The organism is Mycolicibacterium sichuanense (assembly GCF_033741125.1).
Classification (GTDB): Bacteria; Actinomycetota; Actinomycetes; order Mycobacteriales; family Mycobacteriaceae; genus Mycobacterium.
In genome coordinates, this window is the sequence record NZ_JAWQPU010000001.1 from 163,837 (window position 1) to 182,913 (window position 19,077).

A 19,077-nucleotide genomic window follows, 5' to 3' on the forward strand; every position below is an offset into this window, starting at 1 on the left:
CGTAGTCGTCGACCTCACCATTGTCTGAGGCTTGGGTCAGGGTCCTGGCGGCGCCCACGGTCGGATGCTCGCCGTGTTCCTTCCGAGTGACCCGCGCCGCAACCACGGTGGTGCCGCTCCAAGAGCTGGTGCCCGACGAGCCACCGGCCACCGACGCCGGCGGCAGGTTGCTGTCGCCGATCTGCAGGTCGATGGCGTCGACGTCGCAACCGAGGGCGTCGGCGGTAGTCCCGCGATGATCATGCCCCGCAACGCGCCGCGCGCCTCATTCACGATGCGCCGTCGCCATTCTGATCTTGCGGCCCTCGAACCCGCGGCCGGTCGGACCAGTCATACCGGTTCATCTGCCATTCCGGATGCCAGCCGAGCAACGCGTGCGTACGCTACGACAATGCCGTTTGCCGACGGTGCGAAGTTTGCCGGTTACACGATCGAGCGGCAACTTGGCTCAGGGGGGATGGGCGAGGTGTACCTCGTCCAGCATCCCCGCCTGCCCCGGCACGACGCTCTGAAGATCCTGCGTTCAGACATTTCGGCTGATGCCGACTTCGTCGAGCGATTCAATCGCGAAGCAGACCTGGCCGCCAAACTCTGGCACCCACACATCGTGGGCATCCACGATCGAGGCAAGTATCGAGGACGGCTGTGGATCTCGATGGACTTCGTCGACGGAACGGATGCCGCTGCGTCGATGAAGGAACACCATCCTCATGGCATGCCGCAGGGCGAAGCCGTCGACATCGTCCGAGCGGTGGCCGCCGCGCTCGACTACGCCCACGCCAGGGGCCTGCTGCACCGCGACGTCAAGCCCGCCAACATCCTGTTGGCCGACGTCGACCTTGGTGATCGACGGATTCTGCTTGGTGACTTCGGCGTCGCACGCGACATGGCAGACGAGGCGAGCGGAGGACTGACCGCGACGAACATGACGGTCGGAACCACGGCTTACGCCGCGCCAGAGCAATTGATGGGCTTGGACCTCGACGGCAGAACCGACCAATATGCGCTAGCGGCGACCGCCTACCACCTGTTGACGGGAGCGCCACCCTTCGCGCACACCAATCCAGCTGTGGTGATTTCGCAACATCTGAACGCGACGCCCCCACCCATCTCCAAGACGCGACCCGATCTCACCCACCTCGATTCGGCGCTGTCGCGCGCGCTCGCGAAGGAACCCGACCGGCGGTTCGCCACGTGTATGGACTTCGCACGAGCTTTCGAGGAGCCGGCAACCAAACCAGTGCCGGTATTGCCACCGAGAATGAACGATGCGGACACCGTGCTGCGGGTTGCAGCAGTTCCCGTGGCAGCTGCGTCCGTCGGCGCCGCGGTTCCGGTGACGGAGCAGCCGATGCCGGTTCGACGGCGACCAGGTCGCGTGACGTGGGCAGGTGGCGTGGTGCTCGCAGTCGTTGGCATCGTCGCCTACGTGGCCCTCAGGTCCCCGGGCGTGGACTCCCCGAAGGAACCGTTCACGCTCGCCGGCACGCTACGGCTGTCGCCTGACGTCGTAAAGACCAGCGGACTTCCGGGCGGTTACAAGTGCGCGGGAGCGCGAGACTACGGAGACGTCGGCCCCAGTGCGCCGGTCACCGTGGCGGACGAGTCGGGAAAGCTCCTGGCCAAGGGCGCCATCAACGCGAGCCGTAGTGGCGGCGACGGCTGCGCGTTGACATTTCGCGTTGATGACGTACCTGCCGGCGCTCACTTCTACCGGGTCAAGGTCGCGCAACACCCCGAGGTGAGCTACACGGAGACCGAAGCCAAAGCGGGGGTCGACTTCTTGATGGGCAACCCCGATCCAGTCTCGACGACGCCGACGGCGGAACCGGTGAAGCCCACGCCTCCGACGACGGTGCGGACGGCAACGCCGACACCGGATGTCGAGGCGGCGAGCTTGAGTCGGCTTCGAGACATTGCGAGAAACGACCGTTCGGACGTCGCGAACTATTTGACCGACGTGTGGATCCCGCAGATCAGTTCCAAGAGAGTGGGGCTGCAGGCAGAGGGCACCCAATGGGACAACGTGCAGATTCTCGACGAGCACCTGCGGCTGCGCCAGATCTATCCGGCAGTGAAGCTGCTGTGGTCCGGCGATTGGTCCACCTATGACGGACGCGACTTCTGGGTGACGGTGGTCGGCTTGCACGCGGACAATCCGGACGACGTGCTCGACTGGTGCACTCGCGAGGGCTTCGACCGGGACCATTGCATAGCGAAGGTGGTCAGTACATGGCGGCCAATCGCCGGGAGCACGAAGATGAATCCTTAGCAGAGGGCTGCGCGCGTGCCGCCGCGGACGATTCGCAGGTGGCGACTCGCGTGGCGCTGAGACGCGTTGGCAACGGGCACGTAAACCTCGGCCGGAACGTTCGGACCTGCTGCCCAGGTACCCGCGCTAGGGTCGTCCGAGCGATCGTCAGGGCTCGGACGCCTGGCGAGGGGAGGGGTAGACCGGTGGGCGGCAGGGTGGACGGGCTGGACGCCATCGATCTCGAACGGTCCTCCGCGCGCACGGTGCACGTCGCGGTCATCGACGAGCTGCGCCGAGCCATGTTGAGCGGGGTGTTGCCGCCAGGCACGCGGTTGGTCCAGGCCGACCTTGCACGTTCGCTCGACGTCAGCGTCACACCCGTGCGCGAGGCCATCCGAGACCTGGTCGCGGAGGGTCTGGTGGAGTTCGACGCCTACCGGGGCGCGACGGTGCACACGCCATCGTTGGCCGAGCTGGAGGAGATCTACGAGATCCGCTTCTTGTTGACGCCGCCCGCGGTCCGCGAGGCCATCGCGCGCATCACCGACGCCGAGATCTCCGAGGCGGAAGACATCGCGGCGCGGATGGTGGCAGCGGGCGACCACGCCGAATGGGTGGATCTCAATCGTCAGTTCCACCACGTCCTGACCGCCGCATCGCGTCGCACCCATCTGCAGGACGTGATCGACCGGATGTCGAACCTGTCGACGCTCTACGTCGCGGTGTCGCTCGACGCCGCCACGGGCACCCGCCGCCGCGGTGACCGCGATCATTCGGCCCTGATCCGCGCCTACCGCCGTCGCGACGTGGACCGGGCCGTCGCCATCAGCCTCAAGCACATCGAGCAGACACTGGATGACGCGCGCCGTGCCATCGTCGCGGCGGGGGGTCGACGGCTGGACGCTCGCTAGCCGGTCACGGCGTCCGCGCGGTCTCCGAGGGTCGACTCCGCACCCGCCGCCTCGAGTAGCCGCCCCGCCATGACCTTGGCGAGTACGTGCTCACCGCCGGTGATCGGCCCGTACCGCGGCGGGTTGCCGGGTCCGGTACACGTCGGCAGGCATTCGACGAGCGCGTCGTAGTTGCCCTCGTGGAAGAACGGAATCGACCGTCGCCGGCGAATCACGTTGTCCTTGCTCAGGACTGGAGTTACGCGGTGCAGCGTCGAGCGCCAGCGGTCGTTGGTCCACCGCGACATCAGATCGCCGACGTTGACCACCAGCGCGCCCTCGACGGGCACGACGTAGCGCCAGTGACCGTCTGGCGAGTACACCTGTAGCGCGGGTTCGGCGTCGGCGAGCAGCACGGTGACGATCCCATAATCGGTGTGCGGCCCGATCCCGAACTGGTTGGGCAGCGCGGTGTCGCCAGGCCGCCCCTCGAAGTAGTTGATGCGCAAGGCCTCGACGGCCTTGTCGGTGAACGGCTCGAAGTAGTCACCGGACAATCCGAGGCCGACGGCCATCAGCGATGTCAGCCGGTGCACCACGCGCTCGGCGTGATCCCAGTACTCGAGCAGCGTCGGTTTCAACGCCGGTGGGGTAGTCGGCCAGATGTTCGGAGCGAAGAAGTGATGCTCGGTGTCGTGGAACGCCGGGTCGTCGGGCAGGTTCTCGCGGCCGATGGTGATGGCTTCGAACAAGTCCGGCGGGTTGTCGAGGTCGAGGCTGTAGGCCAGCCCTTCGGTGCCCTTGGCGGAGTATCCGCGCTCGACCTCGGGGGCCGTCGACGCCCAGGTCATCTTCTGCGCCAACGGTTGCCCGAAGAATTGGTCGGCGACGTCGAGGACCGAGTCCATCAGGTTCGTGGGGATGTCGTGCCCGAGAATCTGGAAGAAACCGACCGTGCGGCAGGCGGAGTCGATGAGTTCGGGCGCGGACGGACTGGTCAGGTCGATGACGGGTGGGAAGACGTCGGACATGGCGGGACCTTTCTGAGATGTTTCAGTGGCGAGCGCGTCAACCAAATCGGGCCACGGCGAGGCGCTCGATCAGGCCGCAGATGCCGTAGAGCAGTAGCGCCACCGCGACCGTGCAGGCGACCGCCGCCCACATGGTGGGCATCCGGTATCCGCGCATGGCGGCGAGCATGACGGGACCGATTCCCGCACGGGCGCCGAACCATTCACCGATCACGGCACCGACGATCGCCAGCGGCATGCCGACCTTCAACCCGGTCGCCATCACCGGGAGACCCGCAGGCAGGCGCGCGCGTAGCAGGGTGGCGCGGCCCGAGGCACCTAATACGGTGAAGAGATCGGCGACGGCGGGGGCGATCGCGTCCATGCCCGCGACGACGGCGACGTAGAGCGGGAAGAACGCCGTGGCCGCCGCGATCGCCGACGGTACGTCCTCGCGGGAGAACACGGCGATCATGATCGGCGCGATCGCGACGAAGGGGATGGCGCTCTCGATCGTTGCGAGCTGGTCCATGCCGGCGCGCAGGGGCCGGATCACCGTCACGAGCACGCCCAGGAGTACGCCCGCGACCAGACCCCAGAAGAAGCCCTGCACGGCCTCCCCGGCGGTGGTCGTCACGGCGTCCAGCAGCACGGCGCGTTGCGCCGCGTCGCCAAGGACGGTCGCGACCGCGGTCGGCGCGCTGACCGCGCCGTCGAGCAGGTCGACCGCCGCGACGAGCTGCCACGCCACCAGCACCAGGACGACGCCGGCGATGCCCAAGGCGGCCGGTCGGACCATGCCCCGGATGCCTGTCATTCGTCCGACCCCCGGCTCAGCACGTCGAGTTCGGCCGTGAGTTCGTCGACCAGAGAATGGAGTTCGGGTGTGCGCAGCACCTCGTGGGTGCGTGGTCGCGGGAACGGCACGTCCCGGATCATGCGGACGCGGCCGGGACGCGGAGACATCACCACGACCCGGTCGGCCAGCAGCAGCGCCTCGTCGACGTCGTGGGTGACGAGCACCGTGGTGACCGGGTCGGCCATCCAGATGCGCTGCAGTTCGCCGTTCAGTCTGCGGCGGGTCACCGCATCGAGGGCACCGAACGGTTCGTCGAGCAGCAGCACGTCGGGCTCCAGCACGATGGAACGGGCAATGGACACCCGCTGTCGCATGCCGCCCGAGAGTTGCTTGGGCCTGGCGTCCTCGAAGCCGCGCAGCCCGACGAGGTCGATCAACTCACCGACTCTGGCCGTGTCGACGGGTCGGCGGGCCAGTTTGTACGGCAACGCCACGTTGTCACGAACGGTCGACCACGGCAGTAATGCGTTGTCCTGGAACGCCACTCCGAGCCGGTGCTGCGCGGCGAGATCGCGGGGCTTGCTGCCGTCGACGGTCACGGAGCCGCTCGTCGGCGCCTCGAGTGAGGCCACGATCCGCAGGAGGGTGGACTTGCCGCAGCCGGACGGGCCGATGAGGGCGACGAACTCGCCGCGTCGGATGTCGAGGGAGAAGTCCCTGATGGCATCGACCGTCTGACCGCGGCGCAGTGCGAACGTCTTGCCGATACCGGTCAGGGTGATCGGTGCGCCCCTGGTCGACGTCTGGTCGGCGATCACCTCCGTCATGCCGGAAGCTCCTGCAACAGCGAGGTGTCCACGACCTTCGACACGTCGGACGGGACCTTGAGGCCGGAGGCCTGCATGCCCTTGAAGATGGGACCGGCCACGAATTCGGGGCTGACCCAGAGATACCCGTGCTTCTGGGTGTCGGGACTGCTGACGTACTTGGCGTAGGCGGCGGCGTGTTCGGTCTCGCTGGCCAATTCCAGTCCGGCGCTCTTTCCGTACTGGTCGACGGCGAGCTTGGCGCCAGAGGCAGGGTCGACGACGAAGTCGCCACAGGCTTGCTTCAGGGCGGCGAGCATGCCCTTGAGCGCGTCGCGCTGCTTGGACAGCGTCTCGGTGGTGGTGAAGATCGGGGAGGTGTACGCGGGCAGCCCGGCATCGGTGAAGGTGAGCAGGCCGGGCATGGATCCGGTCTGCTTTTGGTAGGACAGCACCTCGTCGGTGAGGAAGCCGGCGAGCGCGTCGACGTCACCGTTGATCAAGGGGTCGGGCCCGTAGCCCGTCGGGATGAACGTGTACTCCGGCTGGAGCCCGGCGAGCTTGAACATCGCGTCGAACTTCGTCTGAACGCCCTGGTTGCCGCCGATCCTCTTGCCCACCAACTGCTTCACGGTGGTGAGCGGCGCCTTGGGGTTGGACATCAGGACGTTGAGGTTGTCCTGATAGATCGCGCCGATGCAGATCAGTGGGTTGCCGTCGGCGATCGCGGCAATGAGGCTGGTGATGTCGGTCGAGATGCCGACCTGCGCCGAACCACCCGCCACGATGCCCTCGATGGCACCGATGTCGGCCCCGCCGGGGATCAGGTTCAGTGCCACCTTCTGCTTGGCGAAGTATCCCTTCGAGTCCGCGATGTAGAGCGGGGCGAAGCTGCTGTCCTCGATCCACGACAGCTGAACCGAGAAGGTCGTCGTCCCGTCGCTGGACGCCGCCTGCGCGCCGCTGGACGACGATCCGCAGGCGGCCAGCAGGGGTCCGGCGGTGACGGCGGCAGCGCCGACACCGGCGAACTGGAGGAATCTGCGTCGATCGACGTTGATGGTCGGACGTTCGTTGCGAATGAACATGGTGACTCCTGGGGTTGGATGCTGATGGGGATTAGTCGAAGCGTTCGCTCGCGCGGCGGCCGATCGCGGAGATCGCGGCGTACAGCAGCACCGACAAGGCGATCGAAACGAGCGCGGCTGCCCACGCCTCGGCGGTGCGGAAGGAGGACTGCGCGACGATGAGCCGGGAACCCAAGCCGCTGGTGCCCATGATCCATTGGGCGAGCATGGTTCCCGCGACCGCGGCAACCACCGACAGCCGTAGCGCGACCAGGATCCGTGGGATGGCCGCGGGTGCGGCGAGCCGCCAGAAGCGTTGCCACAGCGAGGCTCCGAGCACGACGAACAGATCGTCGGAGCCCGCGGGTGTGCGGCGCACTCCCGCCGTCGCGAACACCAGCACGGGGAAGAACGAGATCAGGGCGGTGATGACGACCATCGTGTTGGTGCCGTACCCGAACACGCGGGCCAGCACGGGCGTGATGGTCGCGACCGGGAGGCACTGCGTGAGCAGCGCGGGGCCGTTGATCATCGCCCGCAAGATGTCGGAGAACCACGACAGTGCGGCCAGCAGAAGACCGGCGAGCGTGCCGATCAGAAGACCCCCGACGACGACCTCGATCGTGCTCCAGGTGTCCCCGACGAAGCTGCCCGCGTTGCCGACCAGGTACTGCAGGACCGCCGACGGGTGCGGGGCGACGGCGGGCGGCACGTCGCCGAGCTGGACCCACAGCGCCCACGCACCGATGACCGCGACCGTCGGCCACAGCGTGTTGACGAGCGAGTTGGCGACCCACCGCGTCCGTCGGCCCGTGGCCGGCTCCGTGGGTGCTCTCTGGTCGACCACCCCCTTGGCGGCGGTCAGTCCGATCGGCGCGGTCGACGTCATGGAGAGGTCAGCTCGCGGCCGCGGTAGGGGTCTCCAGCTCGGCGCCGAGCTCCTTGGCGTAGGCAAGGTAGCGCAGCGTCAGCCACCGGTTCATCTGCGGCAGGGTGCCCTCCTGCCAGGAGTAGCGTCCCCTGGTGGCATAGCGCGAGCGTTGGCCGTGCTGCATCCGGGTGTTGGAGTAGACGTCTTGTTCGTTGATGACGGCGTTGACGGCGTTCTGCATTTCAAAGGCCCACTCGAAACCCGGTGTCTTGAGCGAGGATTCGGGGAACAGCCACGCCATGCGCAGGGTCATGGTGTTCGCCGACTCCGGCGTGATCAGGAAGTAGAAGACCTGGTCGGGGCTCAACGCGAAGAATACCGTCGGCAGGACCGAGGCGAACATGACCCGGGTGCGACGTTCGTCGGACAGTCCAGGCAGGATTGGCAGGATCGCGTTGCCGGTCGGGTTGAAGCCAGCGTCCTTCCAACGGTAGTTGGTGGGGTGCATGACCTGGCCGTCGCCGTCGTCCCACTCGGTGAACTCGGCCATCGAGGCGGGCGCGACGTCGTGGTAGCCCATGTGCACGAAGGACGTGTGGTAGGGCTCGAGGGCATTCTCGTGCATGCCCTTCCAGTTCCACGGCTGGTTCTTGTACTCGAGGGGGTTGATGGCCTTGAGGCTGCCGACGTCGTATGCCTCCATCTCGGGAGCCAGCTTGGCCAGGGTCGGCGCCAGCGGCGCAGCGTCGAGATCCATGTTCGCAAAGATCATGCCGAACCAGATCTCGACCTTCAGTGCGGGAAGGGCGGTTTCGGCGCGCAGCTGGGCGAGCGGGCAGGTGCGGGTCATCTCCGGTGCGGCGACGAGCTGGCCGTCGAGGCCGTAGGCCCAGTAGTGGTACGCGCAGCGGAACTGCTTGGTGTTGCCGGCATCACCGTCGACGGTGACCGGGTAGCCCCGGTGCTGGCAGATCGAGGACAGGACGCGCACGACGCCGTCCTCGCCGCGCACGACGATCAGTGGCTCGTCGGCGACCTGGATGGTGAAGTAGTCACCGGGTTGGGGGATCTGGCTGACGTGGCCAAGGCAGAGCCATTCCTTGGCGAAGATCGCCTCCTTCTCGAACTGGTAGAAGGCCTCGGAGGTGTAGACCGACGACGGCATGGTGCGTGCCGTGGTGTAGTCGGTGGACGTGGTGTCCAGTTGGGTGAGGATGTCGTATACCTTGGAGATCAGCGGGTTCATCGGCATGTTCTTCTCTCGGTCAGACGTTGACGACGGCGGGTGTCTCGGAGTTGCGGACGACGACGCAGAGGCAGTCGACGTCACCGCGGTTGTCCTCGCGGTGGACCAGTCCGCCTGGGACGACGGCGATCTGGCCGGCCTCGACGGTGAGTTCCTCGTCGCCGTCGGGACCCTCGACGACCAACCACATGGTCCCGGTGATGACGCAGAGGATCGTGGTCTGGTCGGTGTGGTGGTGGCGCGCCGACTGCGCTCCGGCGGCCAGCACGCTGGTACCCATCCACACGCCGCCGGCGGCCGCGGCGGTCCCCCGGGCCAGCGCGCCCGAGGCGCCACCGGCGTCTGCGGCGTTGTCGGCGGTCATGGCTCCCGCGCCGACGACGCGGCTGCCGCTGGGGAACGTCTTCTGGTCAACCGACGAACTCATTGCTGTCTCCAACTCGGGTGGTGGTGGATGTCACGGCGATGCCCTCGATCTCGATGAGGAAGTCGGCGCGGACGAGGCGCTGCACGATCAACAACGTGTTGCCCGGCGGGTTTTGGCCGGGGAACAGGTCGGCGAAGATCTCCTCGCGGATGCGGTAGAACGGCTCGACGTGAGCGGGGTCGACCAGGTAGGTGGTCATCTTGGCCAGCTCCGCGAACGAACTGCCTGCGGCCTCGAGCGTCTGACCCAGCAGGTGGAACACGTTGCGCATCTGTGCCTCGAAGTCACCGGCACCGACCGTGTTCGCGTCGAGGTCGACGGAGAGCACCCCGCTGATCATGACCAGTGAGGCGCCGGGCGGGCACACCACCGCTGGTGTGTAATAGCCGACGGTGCGCCCGCCGGTGCGGACGACTTCCAGTGAGGTCATGCTCTTCCCATCTCGACGAGCCCGTACGGGGTCGTGACCTTGGTGATGACGTCGTTGCGCAATTCGCCAACTCCGCTGATCGCGGTGCGCAGCACGTCGCCGTCTTTGAGGAACCGGGCCGGGGTGCGGGCGAAGCCAACTCCGCTCGGCGTGCCGGTGGCGAACACGTCACCGGGTCGCAGTGCCACGTAGCGCGAGACCGTGGCGATCTGATCGGCGACGTCGAAGATCATGTCGTCGGTATGAGCGCGCTGCATGATCTCGCCGTCGAGTTCGAGGCTGACGTCGACCCTTGGCGGATAACCGATCTCGTCGACGGTGACGATCCACGGGCCGATCGGAGTGCTGGCGTCGACGTTCTTCCCGAGATGCCACTGTTGGTGGCGACGCTGTACGTCCCTGGCGGTTACGTCGTTGATCACCGTGTAGCCGAAGACGTGCTCGCCGGCCCGCTCGCGGGGGATGTTCTGACCGCCGACACCGATGACGACGCCGAGTTCGACCTCCCAGTCGAACTCTTGGGACAGCCGGTCGTCCAGCACGAGCGGAGCGAACGGCGCCGCCACCGCAGAGGGCGTCTTGAAGAAGACCACGGGGTGTTCGGGGATGGTGGCGCTGAAGGTGTCCGCAGATTCCCGTTGGTGCTCGACGTAGTTGATGCCCACGCAGAGCACACCGCGGCAGTCGGACGTGAGCGGTGCGAGGAGTTCCACGGCCTCGAGTGGGAGCACCAGATCGGTTGGCGTCGGCGCGAATCCCGCGACGAGTTCATCGAGGGTCTCCACGACGGCGCGCACGGTGTCACCGTCGACGATTCCGGTGCGGATCGCGCCCGCATAGGCGAACTTCGCGAGCTTCATCCGGGCAGCTCCCACATCCGCTCGATCGCCCAGCCTTGGTCGAAGGGCGTCCGGAAGTCCATGGCGAGCCGCAGGTGCGAGATCTTCCACACCCCGTCGCGGCGTTCGAAGTCGTCGGTGTAGACGCCAGCCTGCCAGAATGCGCGGCCGCCGGTAGAGGTGCAGGCCTGCAACAACTTCCACCGGCCGACGGCATAATCACCGTCGACGGTGATGTCCTCGTTCGTCAAGAAGTGCGCCGTGAACGACATCGCGGCCGCTGCGTCGACGAACGACTGTGCGATGGCATCGCGTCCGACGATCTGCCCGCCCGTGCTCGCCGACTGGTGCCCTTCGGGGGCGCGGTCGGGCAGGCTCTCCCACACGGCGTCCTGCCAGAAGATCTCGGCGACGGCTCCGCGACGACGATCGTCGAGGCCCTGCATGTAGGACGCCTTGATCTTGCGCACCGCGTCGCGTGACTCGATTGCGTCGAGTGCGGCTGCGATGTCGGTGGGGCGTGACGAGAGTGACGTGCTCATCGAGGTCGACTGCGTTCGATCATATATGAAGCGAAGCACCGGACGGCGGATCCGTCCACTCGAGGAACGTCGGATCGCGTTTCGTTACACGCTCGAAACGACGGAAACTGCTTCGTATTACGTTGTCATGCCAATTCTTCCGTGCGGTTGGCGCTCGGACGTTACGTGCGGCAAGGTAACGCCTAGCGTCTAGCAACATATATGATCTTGACACTGCGGAACGTACAGAACGGCGGTCAGCCCGTGCCCAGTAACTACCTGCCAGTCCGCGTCTCCGACGTCCTGGACCCCGTCAGTGGCGAACGCGGTGATGTGGAGTTCGACGTGCCGGGACCGGCCTGGCCGGCGGGGCGGTCGGTGCTCGACGGCAGTGAGCTGTGGCTCCTGCCAGGCTTGTACGACGCCGACTCTCATCTTCCGGTGTTGCAGCGCGGTTTGCGCGAACAGGACCGGGTGCGGGCGATCGCCGGTGGGGCGACCGCGATCAACACCGCGGTGCCGTGGCATCTGCTAGAACCCCTGGACCTCGACGAGGTGACGGCGTTCTTCGCACAGACGACATTTCCCCGGGTCGTGCCCATCCTGTCGGTGTCCGACGAGCCGAGCAGTGCGGGGTTCGCGGTGTGGCTGGACAAGTTCGGCGAGCAAATCAGGCAGACCTGGATGCCGACGATCAAGCTGTACTCCAACGATCCGTACTTCTGGCCCAACCTCGAGGCCGTCTGGGCGGCCGGCTGTCGCGCGGCAATCTACTTCTACGACGAGCAAGCGTTCACCGACGTCGTCGCCAGTTCGGGTGGCCCGGTCCACTTTCGCCATGTCGTCTCGAAGGCCATGTACGACCAGGTCGCTTCCCGACCGGACTCCACGTGCCAGACGTCGCCGCACTTCCTGTTGGAACTACCCGAGTCCCGATCGAGTGAGCTGTTCGTGCTGCCGCCGGTCGCGGGCGACTCCGAGCGGACGTCATTGCGGGCGATCCTCGCCGAGAAGATCGACCTCGTCGCCAGTGATCACAACGCGCCGATCACCGGGTCGACGGGACCAGGACTCGAGAGCGAGCAACACCTCTTGCCCGTGCTGCTGACCCTGGTGGCGCAGGGCGTGCTGGACCTGCCGACGGCGCTGACGAAGGCGGGCAATGGCGCCAAGGCCGTGTTCCAACCTGCGCCGGAAGTGCCGGAGAATTGGCTGCTCGTCGATCCGCGGTCGACCGGTCCTACGACCACATGGCCTGGGCAGGAGGCGAGGCGGGCGCCGTTCCGCGACGTCGACCTCGCCGGGTGCGTGCAGGCTGCGTTCGGCGACGGTCGGGGACGGTTCCTATGAGTCGCGCTGCCGGAGGGCCACGCGCGGCGGAAGCGGCGGACGGAGCGACCTTCGGGCTGAGCGCGGTGCGCACGGCCCATCGCGACGTCGCCGACCGGCTGCGGCTGGCCATCATCTCTGGGAAGCTGCCGGCGGGTACGCGGCTGGTTCAGGCCGAGCTGGCGGCCTCGCTGAACGTCAGCGTGACGCCCGTGCGAGAGGCGTTGCGCGAGTTGGAGAATCAGGGACTGGTCGACTTCGATCCGTTCCGGGGTGCGACCGTTCATGCGGTCAGCCTGCAGGAGCTCGAAGAGGTGTATGCGCTGCGACGCGTCCTCATCCCGCTGGCCGTGCGGGAGCGTGTGCACACCATCACCGACGAGGAGCTGGATCGTGCCGAGGCTGTCGTCAAGAGCATGTCGCTGCGTTGTTCGGATGCCGAATGGGTAGAGGCAAATCGAGAGCTGCACCGGCTGTTGGACGGCACGTCGGCGCAGCCGCACTTGCGGGCCTTCCTGCGCCGTTTGGCGGACCTCTCGGCCCTCTACGTCGGGGTATCGGTGACCACCGATCCCGAACGTCGACGCCGAGCGCGGGACGACCATCGGTCGCTGGTGTCGGCGTACCGCGCCCGCAACGCCGAGGTGGTCATCGCGATCACGCTGAGCCATATCAACGACACCGCGGAGGTGGCCGCGTCGGCCTTGCGCGCGGCCGTCCTGGAGGAGGCGTGACGCTCCGCCGGAGGTCGCCCGCATTCGGGCCGTGGTCGCGGCGAGCGGCAGCGGAGTGGCATCCGCGTCAATCGGGTCTTGCTAGAGGAATCCCCTCTCTTAAGCCAGCTGAGGCGACGCGCTTCGTAAGCGATGACAGCGCGCTGAGTAGTCTTCGCGCGATCAAACAACCTCACCGCATTCGCTGAGACATTCCGACAGATCCCGGTTTTCCTGGGATGGGAAGAACAGCGGCCCCAAGCTAATCGGCGGTTCGGCCGCCAAGGCCCCGATCTCCGTCTCGGCGGGCACTGTCGGGCACGCCTGCCGAAGCGTTCAACAGCCGGTCGAGTTCCTTCACCCGTTGCCGCTCGATCGCCGACGCGTCACCCAGCGGGAGCGTGTCCAAACCTTGCCAGCTCGTTCAATCGGGGGTTTATCTTTGTCTCGGGTGCGCTCGCCCGCGAATTCGGCCGAGGCGTCGCGTGCCACGACGGGCGCGGTGGCCATGCTCGCCGCCAGCTGCGCATTGCTTCGCCACCAGTGCGCATCAGCATCCTCGAACAACTCGAGCTGGGAGCGGTGATCACACGCTCGATGAGGGGATCCAAAGGTTCGAGATACGCCGGATATCGGGGCAACCGGGATGCTTCGCTACTAATCTCAACGATCCTCACTAAGTACGTTGATGGGCCTGCTGCGCCACCGAACGAACTGCCGCATGCGTGCTCGGCTAGGCGCGAATGCTGCGCTGACTTCGAGCACGCCGGTGAACACGATTAGTACGTCGCCGCCCTCAGCGTCAGTCCTCCGTTCGCCCATCGGCGTTCTCTGCGCTCCAGATCGCCAGTTTGCCTCCGGGCGTGCTGACCACCAACGTTCCACCGGGGCCGGAGACGTTCCACGCTTCGTAGGCGGGGTCCGGTTCGACCCGAACGCGCCCGCCACCGTCGAAACTCACGTTGAGCGCTCCGTCGGGGTCAGTGTTGGCCACATCGATTTCCTGTCCAACGAGCCCTTGTAGGGGTCCGAACAATTCTTCGGGATCGTCTTCGGGCGATAGGCGGATGCTCTTGCCGCCCAGCTCGATCGTCAACGGCGACGAGATGGCAATCACGTAGAGATCGGAGAGCCGGAGAATCAGCGTGTATCCGGGTTCTACTGATTCGAGCCGTTTTCCACAGAGTCCAAGATCCATTACGGCCAGCCTTTCGGTACTGGATACGAGCCGTCAGGGTTACGAGGAATGTGCGTGTCAGCCCTCGTACCGGGCTTCCCATCGAGGTTGATGGGTTGATTGTGCTCGTTGGTGAACCTGACGTAGCCATTCGGGTATCTGGGATCAGCTCCAGGTTCCATCACTCGCACAGAATTACTGTTGCCTACCGCTCCAGGCTGCTGATACACGGTTCCCATGCCGTTGTCGGCAGGTCGCGCTGTCCATCCCGGAGGTACGCCGGGTGGGTTAGTCACCGGTGGCGACTTGGGACTCTCTTCCGGCTTACCCTTCCGCCCCAAATTCTTGAGGCGCTCCAGCTTCTTTCGCAGCCCGACGATGTCCTCGACACGCTTGACACCCTTGCTGATGTTCTTCGTGATCTTCCACGCGCCGATGGCCTCGGCGATGATGCGCGCGTACTTGGTGATCGATTGTGCTGCCTTGGCCGTCCCCGCCACCGCGCCGGCGCCGAACGAGACGAACGACGCCGCAATGGCGATCGTCGCCGTCACGGCCAGCTCGATCGCCAGATCTTCGAGCATGCCCTCGAGTTGATCGCGAAGATCGTCGAGAGCCGACTTGTAGTCGCGGCAGGATTGCGCGAGTTCCGCACAGCATTCCAGGAGTGCGGCGGCCGCGTCGTGCAACTCCTGGAGGTCTCGCACGATGTAGTCGACCTCGGGTGACTTCGTATCTCGAAAGGTACGCGCGTCGACGCCCAATCCCTCGACGATCGTCTTGGTCTGGTACACCGTGGCCATGCGGTCCCAGGCGTCTGCAGCCTTGGAGATCTTGTCGGTGTCCCCGTCGGGTACCGGCACGCCGATCTGCTCCACCAAGCCGATCGCGCCGTCGAGCAGACCGTGACCCGACCCGCCCGCGGATGGGGGCGCCGTCAGCGAGGCGGCGACGCCGGCAGGCTCGGGTGGCTTGGACGGCGCCGGGCCCCGATTGCCCGGCGTGGCATCGTGTTCCGCGACGGCATGGTTGTAGCCGGCCTGGATGATGACTCCGCCGTAGTTCTCCATCGCCTTGATTAGGTCGTTGGCGGCGCCGAGCACTTCCCCGGCGCGCTCGTCGTACGACGTTGCCCACGCCGTACCGGCGTCGTCGGTGCCGGCCATTGATCCGGTCCCACCGAGGATGGTGACGTTGACGTTGAACGCGTCGTACAGCTTGCTGGCCTTCTCGAACAGTCCCCGACCCACCGCGTAATAGGTGTCGGGATCGACGTCCTGCTCGGTCAAGTCAGCATGTCCAGGTTGCGCTGTGCAGCGTCGGTGTAGTTGCGATGCGCGCCGTGTGCTGCGTCCCGCAGCTGGGCCAACGCCTCCCCCATTTGCGACGCGCTTGCCATCCACTCGTCGTGCTGCGCGCGGTGGGCATTGGACGCCGCACCAGACCACGTCGCGTGCAGTCTGGCGACCCGCTCGTCGACCTGAGTCGCGATGGCCTCCGCGCGACGTTCGAAGGCCTGGAGGCGGTCGGCGAAGGCGAGTAATTCGTCGAGTTCGACCCGGTAGCGCATCACAACCCCAGGTCGAGCGTCGTAGCGTTCACGGCGGCAGCGGATTCGCCGTCCTGCTCGGCATAGTGGACGGCGGCAACCCCGAGGCTGCGGGATGACCGTGCGAGCGCGTCGACCAAGGTGGCGGCGCCTTCATGCCATTCCGCCCAAATCGACGAGTAGGCCGTCGACGCGGATCCCGACCAGCCGCGGGACAGGTTGTCCCACTGCCGTTCCAACGTCTCGAGTTCTTCGCGGAGATCCTCGGCGTCGTTGCTCAGTGCAAGCGATGTGTTGTAGGCCTCGTCGCTGTCTACTCTTAGTTGATCCATGGCTTCCTAGACGGTCGCGGCGGTTCTCCAGTCGAGCCTAAGCGCTCCGGTGGTGGGGTCTTTCGCATCAAATGGCGCCAGTGACCTCGATCAACCGGAGCGTGAACTGCGCAAACACGGGTAATAGACCGTGATGCCCGAAACCGATCAGCGCGATCTCGGCGAATCCGACAGTCCCATCGAAGACGAGCTGGAAGACGCCTTCAACCGGATGATCGGGGAGGGCACGCAACGGCTGCACCGGCCGTGGCGCGAGGTGCTCACCACCGGCTTCTTCGGCGGCACCGAGGTCGCGCTCGGTGTGCTCGCCTACCTGTCGGTGCTGAGCGCGACGCACAACCCGCTGCTCGCGGGTCTGGCGTTCTCGGTCGGATTCCTGGCGCTGCTGCTGGGCCGCAGCGAACTGTTCACCGAGGGCTTCCTGGTACCCGTCACCACCGTGGTCGCCAAACGCGCCAGCGTGGGCCAGCTGCTCAAGCTCTGGAGCGGCACTCTGCTGGCGAACCTGGCCGGCGGCTGGCTCATCATGTGGCTGATCATGACGGGCTTCCCGAAGTTGCGTGCGCAGACGATCGAGTCGGCTCGGCACTTCGTCGAGGCACCGCTGAACGCGGAGTCGGTGGCGCTCGCACTGCTCGGCGGCATGACCATCACGTTGATGACGCGCATGCAGCACGGCACCGATTCGATGCCCGCCAAGATCGCCGCCGCGGTCGCGGGCGCCTTCCTGCTCGCCGGGCTGCAGATGTTCCACTCCATCCTCGACTCGCTGCTGATCTTCGGCGCGCTGATTTCCGGTGACGCGCCGTTCGGCTACCTCGATTGGCTGGCCTGGTTCGGCTACACCGTGCTCGCCAACGTCGTGGGCGGCCTGGCCTTGGTGACACTGCTGCGCCTCATCCGCAGCAAGGACCGGCTCAAGGACGAACGCGCCGACGCACAGTCCTCGACCCCGGTTCGCTGACGGTTTTCCGCACCCGCCGGGCCGCCGGGCTGCCACCATGGACCCATGGCCGACGAATTGACCTCCGAACGGGATTTCAACGCACGCAACATCGCCGAATTCCGCGCCAACGACGGCAAGGTGGGTGGACAGTTCGAGGGCTTTCCGCTGCTGATCTTGACCTCGACCGGCGCCAAGAGCGGCGAGCCCCGCGAGAATCTGATCGGATACTTCGACATCGACGGCACCGTCTACGTCGTCGGTTCGGCCGCCGGCCGCGATGCCAGCCCCGGCTGGGTGTTCAACCTGCGTGCCCACCCCACCGTCAAGGTCGAGATCGGCGCCGACCCGATACGCGACGCCGTCGCGCACGAACTGCCACGCGACGAGCGTGATCGCATCTACGACCTCATCGTCGAGCGTGCCCCCGGGTTCGGCGAGTACCAGAAGAAGACCGACCGCGTGATCCCGGTCTTCTCACTGACCGACGGCTGACGGCGAGCCGCCACCCGTTCTCCAGCCCGCTTCCAGCAACGCTGCCGATAGTGGTGGCATGCAGTCCCCGCAGTGGATGACCACGGCTCGCGTACTGCGCCGCGCCGGGTTCGGTGCCACCGGAACGCAGATCGACGCGGTCGCGGGCCAGGATCTGTCTGCCTACCTCGACCAGGTCCTGGCCGCGGACCCCGAGCGCGACCCCGGTGCGCTGGCCACCCCGATGCCGCAGTGGTCCGCGCCTCCGCCAGCGCCAGGGAGGACGGCCACTCGGGCCGCGCGCGTGCAGTACAACCAGATGCTCGCCGAGGATGCGGCGCAGCTGTCGAGCTGGTGGGTCCGCCGCATGGTCGCCGTGCACCAACCGCTGCACGAGAAGCTGACCCTGCTGTGGCACAACCACTTCGCCACCTCCGCCGCGAAGGTCCGCGTCGCCTCCTACATGGCCGCGCAGAACCAGAAGTTGCGCACGTTAAGCCTCGGTGACTTCCGCACGCTGGCCTTCGCGATGCTGACCGACGCCGCCATGCTGCGCTGGCTCGACGGACAGAGCAACACCGCCAAGGCCGCCAACGAGAACCTCTCGCGGGAGTTCATGGAGCTGTTCGCCCTCGGGCATGGCAACGGCTACACCGAGGACGACGTCCGCCAGGGGGCGAGGGCACTGACTGGCTGGACCATCGATCGCACCGGGAGTACCCGGCTCGTCGCCAAACGTCACGACGCCGCCCAGAAGACGCTGCTCGGTGTCACCGGCAACCTCGGTGCCGACGACTACTGCGACATCGTTCTCGCCCAGCCCAATTCGGCGCGATACGTCGCCGGCCGACTCTGGCAGCAGCTCGCCACCGACGCCGGTCCCTCACCCGCCGCGCTGGACCGGGCCGTCACCGCCTACGGTTCCCAGCGCAACCTCGCGGCGCTCACCAAGTCCATCCTGACCGACCCCGAATTCCTCGGCAGCACCAACACCGTCGTCAGCACACCCGTCGAATGGCTCGTCGGCGTCCTGCGCTCGCTGAACGTCGCCGTCGACTCTGGAGCCAACGCCAAGACCGTCGTCACGGCCTTGAAGACCTTGGGGCAACAGCCGTTCTATCCTCCCGACGTCGGCGGCTGGCCGCACGGCCAACCCTGGCTGTCCACCGCGACCGCGGGCGTGCGGCTCCGGACCGCCACCGCACTGGCCAAGGCCGCCGACCTGTCCACCATCGACCAGGCCTCCGTTCGGGACCGCCTCGACGCCACCGGCTTCCTCATCGGCGTCGGCGCCTGGACCGACCGCTCCGCCGCGGCGCTCGCGCCACTCGCCAAGGACCCGCCACAGCTGCTCGCCGCCGCGGTGAATACCCCCGAATACCTAACCTCGTAACGAGATA

Annotated in this window: 21 protein-coding genes; 7 read left to right on the plus strand and 14 right to left on the minus strand. The window is 66.5% G+C overall.

The genetic code is table 11. The features are described from left to right. Positions 1-391: 391 nt before the first annotated feature. Positions 392-2,272: a serine/threonine-protein kinase gene (locus SBI80_RS28185; protein WP_413232646.1), complete on the plus strand. Its 1,881-nt coding sequence runs from the start codon at positions 392-394 to the stop codon at positions 2,270-2,272. 185 nt (positions 2,273-2,457) lie between these two features. After that, positions 2,458-3,165 carry a GntR family transcriptional regulator gene (locus tag SBI80_RS00800; RefSeq protein ID WP_318972397.1) on the plus strand — a complete coding sequence of 236 codons (708 nt, stop codon included), beginning with the start codon at positions 2,458-2,460 and terminating at the stop codon, positions 3,163-3,165. Here the strand turns inward: SBI80_RS00800 and SBI80_RS00805 are convergent. The 10 genes from SBI80_RS00805 to SBI80_RS00850 are packed head-to-tail and all read right to left on the minus strand — an operon-like array spanning position 3,162 to position 11,181. Further along, on the minus strand, positions 3,162-4,175 hold the full coding sequence (locus tag SBI80_RS00805) for an isopenicillin N synthase family dioxygenase (protein ID WP_318972399.1): 1,014 nt from the start codon (positions 4,173-4,175) through the stop codon (positions 3,162-3,164). The genes SBI80_RS00800 and SBI80_RS00805 overlap by 4 nt on opposite strands. A 37-nt stretch (positions 4,176-4,212) precedes the next feature. Next, positions 4,213-4,971: an ABC transporter permease gene (locus SBI80_RS00810; protein ID WP_318972401.1), complete on the minus strand. Its 759-nt coding sequence runs from the start codon at positions 4,969-4,971 to the stop codon at positions 4,213-4,215. Then, positions 4,968-5,780, minus strand: a complete 813-nt coding sequence (locus SBI80_RS00815) for an ABC transporter ATP-binding protein (RefSeq protein WP_318972403.1) — start codon at positions 5,778-5,780, stop codon at positions 4,968-4,970. The genes SBI80_RS00810 and SBI80_RS00815 overlap by 4 nt, the downstream gene beginning before the upstream one ends. Next, the gene (locus tag SBI80_RS00820) at positions 5,777-6,847 is read right to left on the minus strand and encodes an ABC transporter substrate-binding protein (RefSeq protein WP_318972405.1); all 1,071 of its coding nucleotides are present in this window, start codon (positions 6,845-6,847) and stop codon (positions 5,777-5,779) included. The genes SBI80_RS00815 and SBI80_RS00820 overlap by 4 nt, the downstream gene beginning before the upstream one ends. A gap of 31 nt (positions 6,848-6,878) precedes the next feature. Then, a complete protein-coding gene (locus SBI80_RS00825; protein WP_318972407.1) occupies positions 6,879-7,715 on the minus strand; it encodes an ABC transporter permease in 837 nt (278 codons plus the stop codon). Between the two features lie 7 nt (positions 7,716-7,722). Then, on the minus strand, positions 7,723-8,943 hold the full coding sequence (locus tag SBI80_RS00830) for an aromatic ring-hydroxylating oxygenase subunit alpha (RefSeq protein ID WP_318972408.1): 1,221 nt from the start codon (positions 8,941-8,943) through the stop codon (positions 7,723-7,725). Between the two features lie 19 nt (positions 8,944-8,962). Next, positions 8,963-9,370 carry a cupin domain-containing protein gene (locus SBI80_RS00835; protein ID WP_318972410.1) on the minus strand — a complete coding sequence of 136 codons (408 nt, stop codon included), beginning with the start codon at positions 9,368-9,370 and terminating at the stop codon, positions 8,963-8,965. Continuing rightward, positions 9,354-9,800: a RidA family protein gene (locus tag SBI80_RS00840; protein ID WP_318972412.1), complete on the minus strand. Its 447-nt coding sequence runs from the start codon at positions 9,798-9,800 to the stop codon at positions 9,354-9,356. Before SBI80_RS00840 ends, SBI80_RS00835 begins: the two co-directional genes overlap by 17 nt. After that, positions 9,797-10,660: a fumarylacetoacetate hydrolase family protein gene (locus tag SBI80_RS00845; protein ID WP_318972414.1), complete on the minus strand. Its 864-nt coding sequence runs from the start codon at positions 10,658-10,660 to the stop codon at positions 9,797-9,799. Before SBI80_RS00845 ends, SBI80_RS00840 begins: the two co-directional genes overlap by 4 nt. Beyond that, the gene (locus SBI80_RS00850) at positions 10,657-11,181 is read right to left on the minus strand and encodes a nuclear transport factor 2 family protein (protein WP_318972416.1); all 525 of its coding nucleotides are present in this window, start codon (positions 11,179-11,181) and stop codon (positions 10,657-10,659) included. Before SBI80_RS00850 ends, SBI80_RS00845 begins: the two co-directional genes overlap by 4 nt. 243 nt (positions 11,182-11,424) lie before the next feature. On the opposite strand from SBI80_RS00850, the gene SBI80_RS00855 reads away from it, so the two are divergent. Together SBI80_RS00855 and SBI80_RS00860 are read left to right on the plus strand one after the other, a co-directional pair. Next, positions 11,425-12,510 carry an amidohydrolase family protein gene (locus tag SBI80_RS00855; RefSeq protein WP_318972418.1) on the plus strand — a complete coding sequence of 362 codons (1,086 nt, stop codon included), beginning with the start codon at positions 11,425-11,427 and terminating at the stop codon, positions 12,508-12,510. Continuing rightward, positions 12,507-13,223: a GntR family transcriptional regulator gene (locus SBI80_RS00860; protein ID WP_318972420.1), complete on the plus strand. Its 717-nt coding sequence runs from the start codon at positions 12,507-12,509 to the stop codon at positions 13,221-13,223. Before SBI80_RS00855 ends, SBI80_RS00860 begins: the two co-directional genes overlap by 4 nt. Positions 13,224-14,004: 781 nt before the next feature. On the opposite strand, the gene SBI80_RS00865 is transcribed toward SBI80_RS00860, so the two are convergent. From SBI80_RS00865 to SBI80_RS00880, 4 genes are all read right to left on the minus strand, one after another. Further along, the gene (locus SBI80_RS00865) at positions 14,005-14,400 is read right to left on the minus strand and encodes a DUF6188 family protein (protein ID WP_318972422.1); all 396 of its coding nucleotides are present in this window, start codon (positions 14,398-14,400) and stop codon (positions 14,005-14,007) included. Continuing rightward, positions 14,400-15,545 carry a WXG100-like domain-containing protein gene (locus tag SBI80_RS00870; RefSeq protein ID WP_318972424.1) on the minus strand — a complete coding sequence of 382 codons (1,146 nt, stop codon included), beginning with the start codon at positions 15,543-15,545 and terminating at the stop codon, positions 14,400-14,402. The genes SBI80_RS00865 and SBI80_RS00870 overlap by 1 nt, the downstream gene beginning before the upstream one ends. A gap of 119 nt (positions 15,546-15,664) precedes the next feature. Next, the gene (locus SBI80_RS00875; protein ID WP_318972425.1) at positions 15,665-15,949 is read right to left on the minus strand and encodes a WXG100 family type VII secretion target; all 285 of its coding nucleotides are present in this window, start codon (positions 15,947-15,949) and stop codon (positions 15,665-15,667) included. Further along, entirely contained in the window at positions 15,949-16,260 is a 312-nt protein-coding gene (locus tag SBI80_RS00880; RefSeq protein WP_318972426.1) for a WXG100 family type VII secretion target, read from the minus strand. Before SBI80_RS00880 ends, SBI80_RS00875 begins: the two co-directional genes overlap by 1 nt. Before the next feature lie 133 nt (positions 16,261-16,393). Here SBI80_RS00880 and SBI80_RS00885 point away from each other — a divergent pair, with 133 nt between their 5' ends. The 3 genes from SBI80_RS00885 to SBI80_RS00895 are packed head-to-tail and all read left to right on the plus strand — an operon-like array spanning position 16,394 to position 19,070. Continuing rightward, complete coding sequence (locus tag SBI80_RS00885; protein ID WP_318972427.1) at positions 16,394-17,224, plus strand: formate/nitrite transporter family protein; 831 nt, start codon at positions 16,394-16,396, stop codon at positions 17,222-17,224. Between the two features lie 45 nt (positions 17,225-17,269). After that, the gene (locus SBI80_RS00890; RefSeq protein ID WP_318972428.1) at positions 17,270-17,698 is read left to right on the plus strand and encodes a nitroreductase family deazaflavin-dependent oxidoreductase; all 429 of its coding nucleotides are present in this window, start codon (positions 17,270-17,272) and stop codon (positions 17,696-17,698) included. A gap of 58 nt (positions 17,699-17,756) precedes the next feature. Continuing rightward, positions 17,757-19,070, plus strand: a complete 1,314-nt coding sequence (locus SBI80_RS00895; RefSeq protein ID WP_318972430.1) for a DUF1800 domain-containing protein — start codon at positions 17,757-17,759, stop codon at positions 19,068-19,070. The last annotated feature ends 7 nt before the right edge of the window (positions 19,071-19,077 follow it).